The following is a 15,768-nucleotide window of genomic DNA, read 5'->3' as shown; positions in this document are numbered from 1 at the left end:
ATAGATCATCACAAAAGAGAATTCTTGTGTGTATTTCTAAAAGTAGAAGCTGTAACAGCTAATGGTAAAGAGTGTATTAAAATATTTGGAAGGGGATAAGGCTATTTGGATTTTAACAATCCTTATGCTCGCTTTTTCATTAATAACGGTCTATAGTTTTGTTCCTATTTTGGTGAAAACTGAAGGAGGGACACCGTTTAAATACCTTTTCAAGCATTTCGTATATGTAATCATTGGTTTTGGGTTGATGTTTTGGGTGCATAAGCAAAGTCCCGTTCTGCTTTCCCGTCTGGCAAGATTTATTTTTTACCTGTCAATAGCCTTATTGATATTTACTTTCTTCTTTGGTGTTACGGTAAATAATGCCAGTCGATGGATCAGAATACCGATTATATCACTGACGTTTCAGACTTCTGATTTTGCCAAATTAGCCTTAATTATATATCTGTCTAGGCTTTTGGTCAAGAAGAAAGATGTTTTGCATGATTGGAAAAAAGGATTCTGGCCGGTTATATGGCCTGTTTTATTGATAGTTGCGTTGATTGCAAAAGATAACTTTTCTACAGCAGCCATTATTTTTGCTATTGCGTTGGTTATTATGTTTATCGGACAGGTCCGCTTGAAGATGATTCTTACCCTGATAGGCGGTGGAATCGTAGCTGGAGGATTGATGGTTGCTTTGCATAAGGCAGCTCCGGATCTGAATATCCTTCCGCGTTACGAAACCTGGGAAAACCGGATTCTGAATCGGGCAGCAGAAGAGAAAGATGTATTGACAAATGCGCAGTCAATTAATGCTGAGTTAGCGATACACAATGGCGGAGTTAGTGGAGTGGGCCCGGGTAAAGGAAAACTCAAGCTCTATACAGCAGAGGCATACGCAGATTTTTTCTATTCCAGTTTTGTTGAGGAATTTGGTCTTATTGGTGCTGTTGGTCTTATTCTGACATACTTGATTTTGTTGTTTCGGATAATTCGAATTGGTCTGAAATCCGAGCGACTTTTTGAAGTCTATTTGTGTGTTGGAATCGGTTTGATTTTGATTACACAGGCATCTGTAAATATGTTGGTGTGTACGGGTATTTTCCCGGTTACGGGACAGAACATGCCTTTTTTGGCAATGGGAGGGTCTGCTTTGGTAATGGTATGTGTTTCACTGGGGATTATCCAGAGTGTAGCGCGGTCGCAACAAGTAAAAGAAGCATAGAATGAAAGAACTGAAACGCGTAATAATAAGTGGTGGAGGAACCGGAGGACATATTTTTCCGGCTATTGCTATTGCAGATGAAATAAAAAGAAAGTTTCCGCAGTGCGATATTCTTTTTGTTGGTGCAGAGGGAAAAATGGAAATGGAAAAAGTGCCTGCTGCCGGATATAAAATTGTAGGGCTGCCTATCGCAGGGTTACAGCGTAGGATCACAGTACAAAACTTAGTATTGCCTTTTAAATTGCTTTCAAGCCTGATGAAAGCAAGAAAAGTTGTGAAAGAATTTGATCCACAGGTAGCTATTGGTGTTGGAGGATATGCTTCAGGACCCACCTTGCAAATGGCGAATGCACTTAAAATACCTACTGTCATTCAGGAACAGAATTCATTTCCTGGCAAAACCAACAAATGGCTGGCTGCAAAAGCAGCTAAAATATGTGTTGCTTATGAGGGGTTGGAAAGATTTTTTCCTCCTTCAAAGATTGCAGTTACAGGGAATCCGGTTCGGCTTGAAGTGACAAAAATTGAAGGGAAGAAGGATAAAGCATTTGCGCATTTTGGGTTGTCGGAAGCGAAGAAAACCGTTTTGGTAATCGGAGGAAGTCTGGGAGCCAAAACATTAAATGATGCAATGGATGAAAGTGTCCAGAAGCTTGCCGAAAATAATATTCAGGTAATCTGGCAGTGTGGTAAATACTATGCAGATGCTCTATTGAATAAATGGAAGGATCGTTTACCGGATGGTGTATGGTTAAACCCTTTCATTTTTGAAATGGATTTGGCGTATGCGGCAGCGGACATTGTTGTCTCAAGAGCAGGAGCGATCTCGGTGTCTGAACTTTGCCTGGTAAAAAAACCGGTGATTCTTGTTCCGTCACCGAATGTGGCAGAAGATCACCAGACAAAAAATGCTATGGCATTAGTGAACAAAGGGGCAGCCAGATTAGTGAAAGATACTGAAGCCCGGAGTGTATTAGCGAATGAAATTTTACAGCTTGCAGGAGATTCGGAAGCGCAGATAGGATTGAGTGATGCTATTGAAACTCTGGCGAAGCCAAATGCAACGCAGGATATTGTACAGGAAATTATCAACGTGATATAGTGGATCTGAAAGAAGTACATAGCGTCTATTTTATCGGTATCGGAGGTATCGGTATGTCTGCATTGGCAAGATATTTTAATGCGATGGGGAAGAAGGTGTCCGGTTATGATAAAACTCCATCTCCACTTACAGATACATTACAAAAAGAGAGAATCGATATACATTTTGAGGATTGGGGAGAAGCAGTTGTCGGAAAGCTAGACAAAACATCGACAATTGTTATCTATACCCCCGCTGTTCCCACAGATTTCGGAGAGTTAGAAGCTCTTAGAGATATGGGGTATGTAATGATGAAACGGGCGCAGATGCTGGGATACATTACCCGGTATACGAAAGGAATTGGTGTGGCAGGAACACACGGTAAGACAACGACTAGTACAATGTTAGCGCATGTACTGCATCAGAGTATTGGTTGTAATGCTTTTCTCGGAGGAATCAGTAGCAACTACGGGACCAACTTGTTGTTAGATTCTTCTTCCGATATCAGTGTTGTCGAGGCGGATGAGTTTGATCGATCCTTTTTACAGTTGCATCCTTTTGGAGGAGTGCTTACGGCGGTAGATGCAGATCATCTTGATATATACGAAAGTGCTTCGGCATTGCTGGAAGGATTTGAATTGTATATCAATAAAATTGATCCTGAGGGTTTTTTGCTTATACATGATACCATTCAATTGCCTTCTGCTTGTAAACAGATTCGTTATGGGTTAAGCAGAGAAGCAGACATTCAGGGGATGAATTTGCGGTACGAAGCAGGTACATTTCGTATGGAGATACGTGTGTACGATGAAGTGTGGCAAAATGTAATATTGGGTGTTCCCGGGATTCATAACGCTGAGAATGCATTGGCAGTGATTGGGGTTAGCCTGGAACTTGGAGTCTCAAAAGAGGCAATTATAGAAGGGTTGCAGTCATTTAAAGGTGTCAAAAGACGCTTTGAGTACATCATTAAAGAACCGAACAGGGTTTATATAGATGATTATGCACATCATCCGACGGAAATCAAGGCTCTTTTGTCCTCGATCCGTTTGTTGTATCCGGAAAAGCGTGTTTTGGGAATCTTTCAGCCGCATTTATTCAGTAGAACACGTGATTTTATGCCTGAATTTGCCCGTTCACTTTCCGAATTAGATGAGTTGATAGTCCTTCCTATTTATCCGGCTCGTGAACTTCCCATAGAAGGGATTACAAGTGAAGCTTTAGTGGGGCAAGTGTCAGGCGATAAGGGACAGGTGTTGTCTCCGGATGCAGCGATAGAGTACGTGACCAAATCTGATTGGGACGTTTTACTGACAATTGGTGCAGGAGATATTGACCGAATTGTACAACCCCTAAGAGAAAGGCTGATATGAAAGCAAATCTTAAATACATCGGTTGGGGACTTTTCTGTATAGGAGTGATTATTGCTATGCGATTTACAAAGAAGTCACACGAAGAGCGTGTAATGGATTTTCCGGAAATTGTTCTTGAAACACCACAAGACAATGTCTTTTTAAGCTCAGAAGATGTAAAGGAGCGACTGGTAAAAAAAGGAATTAAAATTGAATCCATTCAGCGTAAAGAACTGAATACCGGATTTATTGAGCAGGTTTTGGTTGAAATGCCTGAAATTGAGGAGGCTAAAGTCTATGCGTCTTTAAGTGGCGAGTGGACCATTTCAGGAAAGATCCGGAGACCGGTTGCACGGGTCTTTAATACCCGTGGAGAAAGCTATTATCTGGACGACAAAGGAAAAAAAATGCCTTTGTCACCGATCTATACAGCACGTGTAATTCCGGTTACAGGAAAGGTTAGAGATAAGCTGTATGACCCGGATATAAACGAAATAATTAACAATGACAGTTTGAAAAGTATTAGTCTTCTGCCTCAGATCTATGCAATAACAAACTATGTTTGTAATGATGCCTTCTTGCACGCTCAAATCACCCAGATCCATATTGAAGAAAATGGTGATTTTGTGTTGATTCCGAGAGTAGGAATGCAGCAAATCGTTTTTGGAAAGATTGATGATGAAGCGGTTATTAAAGAACGATTTGATAAGTTAAAGATTTTTTACCGTGAGGCAATGCCATTTGCCGGATGGGGGAAATATGAGACAATAAATTTGAAGTTTAAGAAACAAATAGTTTGCACCAAAAGGAGTTTGTAATGTCGAATGAAATTGTAGTAGGACTGGATATCGGAACCACAAAGATTGCCTGCTTTGTTGGTCGCAGAACGGAACATGGAAAAATAGAAATTCTTTCCATGGGACGCAGCGAGTCATTAGGTGTGAAACGTGGTGTTGTATCAAATATTGAACAGACAGTTCAGTCGATAGTGACTGCTGTCCGTGAGGCGCAGGAGAGAGTTGAGGGAAGCCTTGAGATCAATGTGGTGAATGTTGGTATTGCAGGGCAACATATCAAAAGTTTGCAGCACCGGGGTATTCTGACACGTAAATCCAATGAAGACGAAATTTCGCAAATCGATATTGATGCCCTGATTGATGACATGTACAAGCTCGTAATGGAGCCGGGTGAAGAAATTATTCACGTTCTTCCTCAGGAGTACATTGTGGATGGTGACCAGGGGATCAAAAACCCGATTGGTATTTCCGGTGTGCGTCTGGAGGCAAACTTCCATATCATCACAGGACGAATTTCCGCAGCAAAGAATATTAAAAAATGTGTGGATAAAGCAGGGCTTACGGTAGATGAGATGATTCTTGAACCTTTGGCTTCTTCTGAGGCTGTACTTTCTGATGAAGAAAAAGAAGCAGGTGTTGTTTTGGTAGACATCGGTGGTGGTACTACAGATGTGGCTATTTTCCATGAAGGAATTATTCGACATACAGCTGTAATTCCTTTTGGAGGAAACGTGATTACTGAAGATATCAAAGAAGGATGTACGATAATGAAGCGTCAGGCAGAGTTGTTGAAACAAAAATTTGGTTCTGCTTTGGCAAGCGAAAGTCAGGATAACGAAATCGTTTGTATTCCGGGATTGAGAGGTCGCGAACCAAAAGAGATCTCTGTGAAGAATCTGGCGAGTATCATTCAGGCACGTATGGAGGAAATTATCGAACATGTACACTATGAAATCCGTAATTCAGGTTACGAAAAGAGATTGATCGGAGGAATAGTGGTAACGGGTGGGGGTGCGCAATTAAAGCACGTAACACAATTGTTCGAATACATTACCGGAATGGATACACGTGTGGGATATCCGAACGAGCATCTGGCACCATCTCCGAATATTGATAACCTGACTAGCCCGATTTATGCAACCGGGATTGGTTTGGTGATCAAAGGATTCCAGAAAATGGAGCGGGAGTCCATGACACATGCTTCAAGTACTATAAAAACGCATTCGAAGAGAACCAAAGGAAGTTTCTTTGAGAAGTTGATCACCAAAGGGGTGAAATGGTTTGAAGAAGAGGAATAAGAAACAATAGACAACAATAAACAGTAAAAAACCTGAATCGTATGGAATTTGATATGCCAAAAGGACAATCTTCGATTATCAAAGTGATCGGAGTTGGGGGTGGAGGTAGCAATGCCGTAAACCATATGTTTAGTATGGGAATTAAAGGAGTTGACTATGTAGTATGTAATACTGATTGTCAGGCTTTGGAGATGTCTCCGATTCCCGTAAAAATTCAGTTAGGACCAAGTCTGACTGAAGGTAGAGGAGCGGGGTCTATTCCTGAAATAGGAAAGAATGCCGCAATTGAAAATATTGAGGAGATCAAAGAAGTTCTTGAAAAGAATACAAAAATGGTCTTCGTAACTGCCGGAATGGGTGGTGGAACAGGTACAGGTGCTGCGCCGGTTATTGCGAAGCTTGCCAAAGATCTGGGAATACTTACCGTAGGTATTGTTACTGTTCCTTTCAATTTCGAAGGAAGAAAGAGAAGACAGCAAGCCGAAGCAGGTCTTGAAGAAATGCGTCAGAATGTAGACACCTTGTTGGTTATTAACAATGAGCGTTTGCGTGAGATGTATGGGAACCTTAGCCTGGGGAATGCCTTTGCACAGGCAGATGATGTAGTTACTACTGCTGCAAAAGGAATTGCAGAAGTGATTTCGGTAACCGGAGCTATTAATGTTGACTTTAATGATGTTAACACGGTTATGCGTAATAGTGGTGTGGCTATCATGGGATCAGCAATGGCTGAAGGTGAAAACCGTGCAATAGAGGCAGTACAACGAGCGCTTTCTTCTCCATTGTTGAATGATAATGATATTGCTGGTGCGCAATACGTATTGTTGAACATTACGTATGGTGATAAGGAGGTGCTGATGGATGAAATTGCGGATATTACGGATTATATCCAGGATGAAGCAGGTTCAACAGCAGATGTGATCTGGGGACATGGTCAGGATACTTCTCTTGGAGATGGTATTAGCGTGACACTGATTGCAACGGGTTTTAATTCCTCTCCGGTAACGGGTTTTGAAAAAGCTCCGGAAAAAACATTCCGTAAACTGGAGGAAGAAGCCAAAGCAGAGATTAAAACACCGATGTCAACTCCGGTAGAAGAACCGCAGAAAGAGGTGGAAGAAATGCCTTTTTTGAAAAAAGAGGTGGTGAGTGAGCAGGAGGTAAATACTACTGTTGAAAATGAAGTAGCTGAAGAGCCAAAGTTAGAAGAAGAACCAAAACAACAACAGGTTTTTTATAGCCTTGATGAAGAAGAGGAAACTTTTACTTCTGTTCATGAAGATACAGAGAAAGAAGAAGATTCGCAGGCATCAATTTCATTTGACTGGGAAGTGAAAAACGAAATCACTGAGGAAGTGAGCTTCGAAAAACCTTCGGAAACAGAAAGTCAGAAAGAAGAAAAAGTAACGCGTTACGTGTTGGAGGATGATCTGGAAGCAAAAGTTGAAAACACGGAGAGTGTTGAAACAGGACTTTCTCCGGAAGAACAACAACGAAAAGCAGAGGAGCGAATGATGCGTATTCGTGAGTATACCAGTAAGCTGAAAAAACCGGATGGTATTTCGGAGCTGGAAAAAGAGCCTGCTTTTATGCGTAGAAATATAACGTTGGATGATACGCCACATTCATCTGAGTCGAGTGTATCCAGATTCGGATTATTTGGAAGTGATGAAGAAGGAAAGTCTGATTTGCGGGGGAATAATTCATTCTTACACGACAACGTAGATTAATAGAAAAAGGAAATGGGATTAACAGAAAAGATTAACAACGATATTAAACAGGCAATGCTCGCAAAGGAGAAAGAGAAGCTTGCTGCATTGCGTGATATTAAGTCTAAACTTTTACTTGAGGCGACATCAGGAGCTGGTGAAGTAACGGAAGAAGTGGAGACAAAAGTTATCATGAAGTTGTACAAACAACGTATTGAAACATACGAGTTGTACAAAGAACAGGGACGTGAAGATCTTGCTGCGGAAGAATTGTTGCAGGCTGAAATCATAAAAGCATATATGCCGGAGATGATGTCAGAGGATGAAATACGTGCTGCTGTTCGTGAAAAAATTGCTCAGGTAGGTGCTACAGGACCACAGGATATGGGTAAGGTAATGGGGCCGCTTTCTAAAGAGTTAGCCGGAAAAGCTGACGGAAAGGTCATTTCCACACTTGTAAAAGAAGAATTGGCAAAGTAGTCTGTCAATTTGATGCAGGTTAGTTTATTGTTACCAAAAAAACGGAGGTTAGAACCTCCGTTTTTTTTATGCCTTTTTCTTCATGAAATCTATAAAAGCGTGCAATTGATTTTTGAGTTCAGCTAAATCTTCTGTTGTGACATCAGTAGCCTGCATTCCTGCTGCTAATTGCATGGGAATACAGGAAGCTTCATCCTGTAGTGCTTTCCCCTTTTCGGTAAGTAAAACAATTACTTTACGCTCATCTTCTTTAGATCGTTCTCTTGTAACGATCCCCTGTGTTTCCAAACGTTTAAGTAAAGGGGTAATGGTATTGGTATTCAAAATTAACTTCTTTGCAATATCATTTACCGGTTGACCATTTTGTTCCCAAAGTACAAGGAGTACCAGATACTGAGGATAGGTAATTCCCAGTTTGTCCAGCATAGGTTGGTATTCTCTTATCACCAATCGGGAAGCCGCATATAAAGGAAAACAGATCTGGTTATCCAGTTTTAACTGTTCATATTTCATAACTACGCATTTAATAAATGATGCTTCTGAATGTATGCTTCAATTGCCTCAGGTTTGGTAATGGGGGAAAATCGCTTGATGGGTTTCCCGTTACTATCGATAAGAAATTTAGTAAAATTCCATTTGATCCGGCTTCCAAACCATCCACCTAATTTTGATTTAAGAAATCCAAACAAGGGGTGTGTATTAGGACCATTAACTTCAATCTTAGCGAACATCGGAAAGGTAACACCGTAATTGATTACACATCCTTCTGCGATAGACTCTTCGTCTCCCGGTTCCTGATTACCAAATTGATTACATGGAAATCCGAGGATGACCAATCCCTGATCTGCATGTTTTTTGTACATATCCTCCAATCCTTCCAGTTGAGGAGTAAAACCACATTTACTAGCTGTATTTACAACTAAAATTGTTTTTCCTTTAAACTCTTCCATGTTGATTTTTTTTCCCTGGAGAGTTGTTGCATCGAATGAATAGAAATCAGTTTTCATTAGTTTATTTTTTTAGTTAAAATTCCGGTTGACCACAGCGCCCAAACTACGAGAACAGGTTGAAAAAACAAGCGGATCAATCGTGCCTGATCGGTATCCAGACCAAATGCGTCAACTCCGTTAAGGTATTGTGCAATATTCCCTGGGAACACGGCTATAAAAAACAGAGCTGTTATCCAACCTACAGTTTGTTTGTATTTCCCTCCTACTAATAGGGATAGTCCCAGTACAATCTCTACGACACCGGAAAGTATAACTACGAGATCCGTATTCATAGGAAGCCATTGTGGAACCTGTGCCTGAAATTCTGAACGCAGAAAAGTGAGATGACCTGTTCCCGCATAGACGAGAGCAGCACCTAGTAGTAACCGGAAGATAAATTGTAATGTAAAGCGGTTCATATTAATTAATTTATATCGTTCGCGATACAAATGTAAGTAAAAATATTTTATGTCGCAAGCGATATAAAATGCAATAAACAAAAATGAGGGAGTTACCAAGCTCCCTCAATCTATAATCTAATACTGAATTAATGCAAGACTTCGATAGCTTTCAATGCTTCCGGGTCTGATTCCATAATGACTCTGAAGTAACCTTGTTCTACCCAGATTTGTCGGGCAATTTCTGCTTTAAGGTATTTGCGTAGATTGGCTTTGCTTTTTTCTTCCCCCGTGATATCCCGGTCAATACCCAGTTCTTTTTCGGCATACGTTAAAAATTCATTCAGTAATGCATCGGAAACAGAAAATGTTTTAGCATAGATATCCTCATTCTTCCACTTGCTTCTTCCCCATTCATTTACTTTATCGAAGGCAAAATGACCGAAGGCAAGACCGTAACGTAATTCGGAGAGGTAAAAACTGGAGTGGCTCGAATCATAGGGTACAAAAATATCCGGCATGATTCCCCCGCCTCCATATACGGTGCGTCCACCAGGTGTTGTGTATTTGAGAGAGTCCACAAATAGAGTAGAATCCACAGCGTATAATTCTCCGTTTTCATAACGGTGGAAGAAATCCTCTGTATAGTCAACGTTTTCTCCATACGGGCGTTGAATACAGCGCCCGGTTGGGGTGTAATAACGAGCAACCGTAAGACGTATATTACTCCCGTCACGAAGAGGAATATCTTCCTGTACCAGTCCTTTTCCAAAAGAACGGCGACCAATGATCATACCGCGATCGTTATCCTGAATAGCTCCTGCAACAATTTCACTGGCTGAAGCTGAGTTTTCATTGATAAGAACGGCAACCTCAATATCTTTCAGAATTCCACGCGAAGAGGAAGTGTATCTTCTCTCGGGTTGGTTCGCACCATCTGTATAGACGATAAGTTTCCCCGATTCCAGAAACTCATCAATAATTTCAATGGCACTACCGAGTACGCCACCTCCGTTATCACGTAAATCAAAAATGAGTTTTTTCATTCCTTTCACCTTCAAAATCGTTGCGGCAGAGTAAAACTCGTCCGAAGAGGTTTGGGAAAATTGTTCTAAACGAATATATCCGACATCGGGAGTGATCATCGTAGCGCATGAAATGCTTTCCAAGGGAATAATGCCACGTGTTATGACATGTTTTGATGTTTTACCATTTCTGAAAACTTTTACAGCAACCTTGGTTCCCGGTTCTCCTTTCAGATGATCCATTACCCAGCTATTGCTGAGAGAAATTGTGCTTAGTTCTACTCCGTCTACTTCTATAATACGGTCTCCGGGGAGTATATCAGCCTTTTCAGAAGGAGAGAGAGGGATGACATGTGTAATAGCAAGGGAATCTCTGTGTAACATAAACCGGACACCTATCCCGCCGAATTTTCCGTCGATACTTTCCATCATACGAGCCACCTCGGAAGAAGGAATGTAGTTTGAGTGCGGATCGAGTTTGTGGAGAACGTCATTGATGGCTTTGTCTAAAAAGTGATCCCTGTCAATCGTATCAACATATCTTTCCTCAATAACCTCCAGAATACTTTCAAACTTGGCCCCCAGATCGGAAGAGGATTTTCCGTAAGTTATAAGTGAGTTCTTATTTAACTGAAGACCCATATAGTAACCTCCGGCAAGTGCCAGAGCAACAATCAGGGGAAAAAAGAGTTTTATGTTATTCTTCATCCGTATAGGAAATTTGTTCTACCGTTATTCCGGCTTCTATCAAAAAGTCAATTCCGGACCGGTCTTTATATTCATCTCTGTACACAACCCGGGCAATTCCGGCCTGCAAAATAAGTTTGCTACATTCTTTACAGGGCGATAGTGTAAGATATAACGTTGCTCCGTTAGAATTGTTGGTTGATCTCGAAACTTTTAGAAGCGCGTTAGCTTCTGCATGGAGCACATACCAGTTTGTCATACCGTTCTCGTCCTCACAGTCGTTGTCAAATCCGGAGGGAGTACCATTGTATCCGTCAGATATGATCATTCTGTCTTTTACTATCAGAGCTCCTACCTTTTTTCGGTTACAATGTGAAAGATTTCCCCATGTTTGAGCCATCTTCAGGTAGGTAATGTCGTATCGTCTTTGTTTTTGCCTGTTTGAATACATGATGCTCGTAAATTTTATTCTGCAAAAGTAATATTTTGAATCAGTATCAGGGAGTAAATTTGTATCCAACCCCTCTGATAGAATGGAAATAAACAGGGTGCTTAGGATCTTTTTCGAAGATTTTTCGGAAGTTGAGAATATAATTATCAATAGTTCTTGAGGTAGGGTATTGGTCAACCCCCCAAATCTCATCCAGTATCATGTTACGCGAAACAACTTCTCCCGAATGAAGGTTGAACAGTTGAAGTAAATCAATTTCTCGCTTGGTGAGTGTTGTGACCGGGCTTCCGTTTTCTTCCACATCAAATGTTTTAAAATCAACCGATTTATTACCAATCAGCAACTTTTCGGTTGCTGTAGTAGATTCATTTTTTCCTGTCAAAACGAATACCCGGAGCAGTAACTCCTCCAGATCAAAGGGTTTAGGCAGGTAATCATTTGCTCCCAGTTTTAACCCGGCAATCCGGTCTGTTGTTGTTCCTTTTGCGGAGAGAAATAGGATGGGGACATTCGAGTGCTCCCTGTAAGTGCGGCAAATGTCAAATCCACTCACGTGCGGGAGCATTACATCCAGGATCACAAGTGCATATTCGTCAAGTTTGTCTGCTTTTTCCAAAGCCATTTTGCCATCAGAAGTATCCTCAACTTCAAAACCTTCCATTTCCAGATTTAACTTAATCATCTCTCTCAGGGAGGCTTCATCTTCTACCAGCAGAACTTTTTTCTTCATGCATTGTAATTTAGGCAAAAATAAGAATTGTAGAGTAAGATTATAGTAATGATGTAGTAATTATGATCTTACGGGCTATTTGTCCGAAACAAATAATTTGATACATTTGTCTCTCTTTCCGACTTTTGTTGCTTTACCTTTTTTAAACCATAATAAACTGTAATAGAATGAAAAAGTATTTACTTTATGCCGGTGCAGTGTTGTTGGGAATGACAACCTTGAAGGCACAAGTAAGTGAGGGGGGGATCCCGGTATCCTTTAAAAAATCATGGAATTCCTTTCAGGTAAATCATCAGGTAGTTTCGCTTCAAGCTCCTGACACAGAACAATTGTCTATTGAAGATCAACAGGAAGATTTGAAGAGTAAGCCATATCGGGTTGGTGTAATTATTCCGGTTAACCTGAACCCCGAAAACTCAGGAACCTGGTACGAGCTTGAAGATGGTTCTCAGGTATGGCGTTTATCAATTACCGCAGAGAATGCAAAGGCATTAGGATTGTACTTCTCAAAGGATATTCAGTTGCCGACCGGGGCAGAGCTTTTTGTATATAACAAGAATAAGAAGCAGATTTTAGGTGCCTACACATCAAATACTCCTACCTTCCGGGCAATGGAAATGGTACAGGGAGATTTGCTGACAATAGAATATTTTGCACCTAAGGGAACCTACCTGCGTCCTGAAATCGCAATTGGAGAAGTTGCGTATTTCTACAGAGGTGTTCAGGATCACGTTGGTGTATATTCGGATAATAATTTTTCTTTGAAAGCAGCGTCTTGTCAGGTTGATGTAGCTTGTACTCCAGAAAGAAATGGTTGGGAAGATCAGATTAATTCAGTTGTTCATTACTCTTTTAATCAGGGAGGATCTGTATTTGTCTGTTCAGGTGCTGTCGTTAATAATACGGCAATGGATTTTAAACCCTACATTTTAAGTGCCTGGCATTGTGGAGAGCCGTCAGTCGGAACTAATATTTCTGCCTGGGTTTGGTATTGGAATTATCAAAAAACAGTATGTCAGCCATCGGGAAATGGTTTTGATCCTTCCAAAGGTTCACAGACCATGTCTGGGGGCCAGGTTAGAGCTTCATCGGCTAACGGAACTTTAAACAATCCTCCGGGAGACAATGAGGTGGCAGGTTCAGATTTCTATCTGGCAGAGCTGAATTCAAATATTCCGCATTCATACGGAGCGTATTTCGCAGGTTGGGATAGAAGAGATGTTGCAGCCACTTCGGGAGTCGGAATTCATCATCCTGCTGGAAGTGCAAAGAAAATCTCAACATATTCAACAACATTATTATCTTCTACCTATAATGGTGGGGCAACTGATGCACATTGGCGTGTAAGATGGGCTGCGACAACAAATGGTCATGGTGTTACAGAAGGTGGTTCTTCGGGATCTCCGATCTTTAATCAGAACGGGCGTATTGTTGGACAACTGTCAGGTGGACTTTCTACCTGTGCATCTACCAGCTCCCCTGATTTGTACGGGAAACTGTATTCGGATTGGGATAGAAACGGAACATCGAACCAGGCTCGTTTAAAGCCCTGGTTGGATCCGGGTAACACCGGGGCTACATCAATGGAGGGAGCGTATGCTAATGCAGGAACAAATCTGAAAAAGTACTCCGAAGAATTGATCACAGTTTACCCGAATCCTACAGGAGGTAAACTTTACGTGGAATTACCCGGTGGAAATCTTCAGGATGTGATTGTCTCCTTGTTTGATATGTCGGGTAAACAGTTATTTTCTGAGATCATTTCCGGGACAGAATTATACGAGTTGAACCTAACAGATGTATCAACTGGTGTATATCATTTGACAATCCAGTCGGGAGAGGAAATTTTCAGAGTAAAAGTTAGTAGACAATAAGATATATATCTGTGCTGTAAAGGAATGAGAGTAAGATTTTATCTCTGCAGCACAGGCATTTTTTTTAATATCCCTTTACATGGGGTGAGATTGACCAAAAAGATTAATTTTGCCAAAAGAAAAATCAGATAAAATGAACATACCTGGAAATCTAAAATACACAAAAGACCATGAATGGGTGAGTGTTGAAGGAGATACTGCTACAATCGGAATCACGGATTTTGCTCAGAGTGAGTTGGGTGATATCGTTTATGTAGAAGTTGAGACTGAAGGCGAGACTCTTGATAAAGAAGAAGTTTTCGGAACAGTTGAAGCGGTAAAGACCGTTTCCGATTTGTTTATGCCTGTGAGTGGAGAAATTCTTGAGTTCAATACGGAACTGGAAGCTAATCCTGAAGCAGTAAACAGTGATCCTTACGGTGATGGGTGGATGATCAAAGTGAAGTTGTCAGATACTTCAGAACTTGATGCCCTTCTTTCTGCTGATGATTACAAGGCTCTTGTAGGGTAAGTATGTTCTGGCGGTATTTAATACCCGGTATTTTATGGCTGATATTGCTTATAGCACTCAGTTTAGCTCCGGGAGATGAAATGCCTCAGCACGTTGTTAGCCTGTTTGCTTTCGATAAATTGATGCACTGGTTTTTTTATGGTATGCTGACACATTTATGGTTGGTAGGACTAAAAAAACAGTATGTGTATTCATGGTTGAAAAGAAAAGCGCTACTTGTGGTAGTTTTGGGAGTTATAGTTCTTGGGATTATAATTGAACTGATACAGGGAAGTGTTATTTCGGGCAGATATTTTGAAATTTGGGATATTTTGGCTAATATTATAGGATGTTTAATGGGGATTCTTTTATTCCGTTTTATTTATGGGAAGGAATCTTTAGTTTAGGCATAGTTTTTGATAAAATTGCTATATTAGCAACGGATAAATTGTAAATATGGAACCTAAAAAGAACCCGGAAGTTGATGCGGAACAATTGAGACCAGCCTTGGTTGGTGTAGGATTGTTCTTTGCGGCAGCTTTTGTTTTGGTTGCGTTTACTTATGGCGTTTCTTCCGGAAACGGAGACGGCGGGGAAGATGATGCAATCAATAAGGAAATTCAGTTTGAGCAGGTTGTGGAGGAAGAACCACCACCACCGGAAGACACTCCGCCACCACCGGAGGAACCTGAAGTTCCACCACCACCAACAGATGAGGTGAACGAGGTAGAAAACGATGAGGAAGAGACGCAAATGTCTATTGCCCCACCGGATGTGGAACCACCTAAGGTGACAAACACACCTCCGCCGCCACCTGAGAAGATTGTAGACTTCCCTGAAGAGCAACCTTCTTTCCCGGGTGGAGAAGAAGCCATGATGAAATTTATTCAGCAGAATATTAAATATCCTGAAATGGCCGTTCAAATGGGAGATCAGGGACGTGTATACGTTCAGTTTGTTGTCGAAACAGACGGTGCGATCACTCAGGTGAAGACGGTACGGGGAGTTACTCCTGAATTAGACAGAGAGGCCGAGCGAGTGGTGAAAGCCATGCCGAAATGGTCTCCTGGAAAACAGAGAGGTAGACCGGTGCGAGTTCGATACACCGTTCCGATATATTTCAGACTTGGATAAGAAATTGATATCCCCTCGTTTAGACGAGGGGATTTTTGTTTATATGCGGTAAGTTTTCTTTGATAT

The 15,768-nt window shown here is 41.2% G+C and carries 17 protein-coding genes; 11 read left to right on the top strand and 6 right to left on the bottom strand.

What is annotated here, in order from left to right; translation table 11 throughout:
* Positions 1–61: 61 nt before the first annotated feature.
* From ABDZ97_RS16645 to ABDZ97_RS16615, 7 genes are read left to right on the top strand one after another with little or no spacing between them, the layout of a single operon-like run.
* Complete coding sequence (locus ABDZ97_RS16645) at positions 62–1,207, top strand: FtsW/RodA/SpoVE family cell cycle protein (protein ID WP_343790514.1); 1,146 nt, start codon at positions 62–64, stop codon at positions 1,205–1,207.
* Position 1,208: 1 nt separating this feature from the next.
* The gene (gene murG / locus ABDZ97_RS16640; protein ID WP_343790510.1) at positions 1,209–2,309 is read left to right on the top strand and encodes an undecaprenyldiphospho-muramoylpentapeptide beta-N-acetylglucosaminyltransferase; all 1,101 of its coding nucleotides are present in this window, start codon (positions 1,209–1,211) and stop codon (positions 2,307–2,309) included.
* On the top strand, positions 2,309–3,661 hold the full coding sequence (gene murC, locus ABDZ97_RS16635; RefSeq protein ID WP_343790507.1) for a UDP-N-acetylmuramate--L-alanine ligase: 1,353 nt from the start codon (positions 2,309–2,311) through the stop codon (positions 3,659–3,661). Before murG ends, murC begins: the two co-directional genes overlap by 1 nt.
* Positions 3,658–4,458 carry a cell division protein FtsQ/DivIB gene (locus ABDZ97_RS16630; protein ID WP_343790504.1) on the top strand — a complete coding sequence of 267 codons (801 nt, stop codon included), beginning with the start codon at positions 3,658–3,660 and terminating at the stop codon, positions 4,456–4,458. Before murC ends, ABDZ97_RS16630 begins: the two co-directional genes overlap by 4 nt.
* The gene (gene ftsA, locus ABDZ97_RS16625; RefSeq protein ID WP_343790501.1) at positions 4,458–5,735 is read left to right on the top strand and encodes a cell division protein FtsA; all 1,278 of its coding nucleotides are present in this window, start codon (positions 4,458–4,460) and stop codon (positions 5,733–5,735) included. Before ABDZ97_RS16630 ends, ftsA begins: the two co-directional genes overlap by 1 nt.
* Positions 5,736–5,776: 41 nt before the next feature.
* Positions 5,777–7,465: a cell division protein FtsZ gene (ftsZ, locus tag ABDZ97_RS16620; RefSeq protein ID WP_343790498.1), complete on the top strand. Its 1,689-nt coding sequence runs from the start codon at positions 5,777–5,779 to the stop codon at positions 7,463–7,465.
* A gap of 12 nt (positions 7,466–7,477) precedes the next feature.
* Entirely contained in the window at positions 7,478–7,924 is a 447-nt protein-coding gene (locus ABDZ97_RS16615) for a GatB/YqeY domain-containing protein (RefSeq protein ID WP_343790495.1), read from the top strand.
* Between the two features lie 66 nt (positions 7,925–7,990).
* Here ABDZ97_RS16615 and ABDZ97_RS16610 read toward each other — a convergent pair whose 3' ends face one another.
* The 6 genes from ABDZ97_RS16610 to ABDZ97_RS16585 form a co-directional block, all read right to left on the bottom strand.
* On the bottom strand, positions 7,991–8,437 hold the full coding sequence (locus tag ABDZ97_RS16610; protein ID WP_343790492.1) for a MarR family winged helix-turn-helix transcriptional regulator: 447 nt from the start codon (positions 8,435–8,437) through the stop codon (positions 7,991–7,993).
* Between the two features lie 2 nt (positions 8,438–8,439).
* Positions 8,440–8,931 (bottom strand): glutathione peroxidase, encoded by a 492-nt coding sequence (locus ABDZ97_RS16605; protein ID WP_343790489.1) that lies wholly within the window; start codon positions 8,929–8,931, stop codon positions 8,440–8,442.
* Complete coding sequence (locus ABDZ97_RS16600) at positions 8,931–9,332, bottom strand: DoxX family protein (protein ID WP_343790486.1); 402 nt, start codon at positions 9,330–9,332, stop codon at positions 8,931–8,933. Before ABDZ97_RS16600 ends, ABDZ97_RS16605 begins: the two co-directional genes overlap by 1 nt.
* 128 nt (positions 9,333–9,460) lie before the next feature.
* Positions 9,461–11,044, bottom strand: coding sequence for a S41 family peptidase (locus ABDZ97_RS16595; RefSeq protein WP_343790483.1), 1,584 nt, complete (start codon positions 11,042–11,044; stop codon positions 9,461–9,463).
* Positions 11,034–11,474 carry a deoxycytidylate deaminase gene (locus ABDZ97_RS16590; RefSeq protein WP_343790480.1) on the bottom strand — a complete coding sequence of 147 codons (441 nt, stop codon included), beginning with the start codon at positions 11,472–11,474 and terminating at the stop codon, positions 11,034–11,036. Before ABDZ97_RS16590 ends, ABDZ97_RS16595 begins: the two co-directional genes overlap by 11 nt.
* A 46-nt stretch (positions 11,475–11,520) precedes the next feature.
* Positions 11,521–12,204 carry a response regulator transcription factor gene (locus ABDZ97_RS16585; protein ID WP_343790477.1) on the bottom strand — a complete coding sequence of 228 codons (684 nt, stop codon included), beginning with the start codon at positions 12,202–12,204 and terminating at the stop codon, positions 11,521–11,523.
* A gap of 167 nt (positions 12,205–12,371) precedes the next feature.
* Between ABDZ97_RS16585 and ABDZ97_RS16580 the strand changes: the two genes are divergently transcribed.
* From ABDZ97_RS16580 to ABDZ97_RS16565, 4 genes are all read left to right on the top strand, one after another.
* Positions 12,372–14,078 carry a T9SS type A sorting domain-containing protein gene (locus ABDZ97_RS16580; protein ID WP_343790474.1) on the top strand — a complete coding sequence of 569 codons (1,707 nt, stop codon included), beginning with the start codon at positions 12,372–12,374 and terminating at the stop codon, positions 14,076–14,078.
* 133 nt (positions 14,079–14,211) lie between these two features.
* Entirely contained in the window at positions 14,212–14,589 is a 378-nt protein-coding gene (gene gcvH / locus ABDZ97_RS16575) for a glycine cleavage system protein GcvH (RefSeq protein WP_343790471.1), read from the top strand.
* Positions 14,590–14,633: 44 nt separating this feature from the next.
* Positions 14,634–14,975 carry a VanZ family protein gene (locus ABDZ97_RS16570; RefSeq protein ID WP_343790468.1) on the top strand — a complete coding sequence of 114 codons (342 nt, stop codon included), beginning with the start codon at positions 14,634–14,636 and terminating at the stop codon, positions 14,973–14,975.
* A gap of 49 nt (positions 14,976–15,024) precedes the next feature.
* On the top strand, positions 15,025–15,702 hold the full coding sequence (locus ABDZ97_RS16565) for an energy transducer TonB (protein WP_343790465.1): 678 nt from the start codon (positions 15,025–15,027) through the stop codon (positions 15,700–15,702).
* The last annotated feature ends 66 nt before the right edge of the window (positions 15,703–15,768 follow it).

It is taken from the genome of Wandonia haliotis, assembly GCF_039523435.1.
In the GTDB taxonomy this organism is placed as follows: Bacteria; Bacteroidota; Bacteroidia; order Flavobacteriales_D; family Crocinitomicaceae; genus Wandonia; species Wandonia haliotis.
This window is presented reverse-complemented; position numbering and strand designations above follow the sequence as displayed.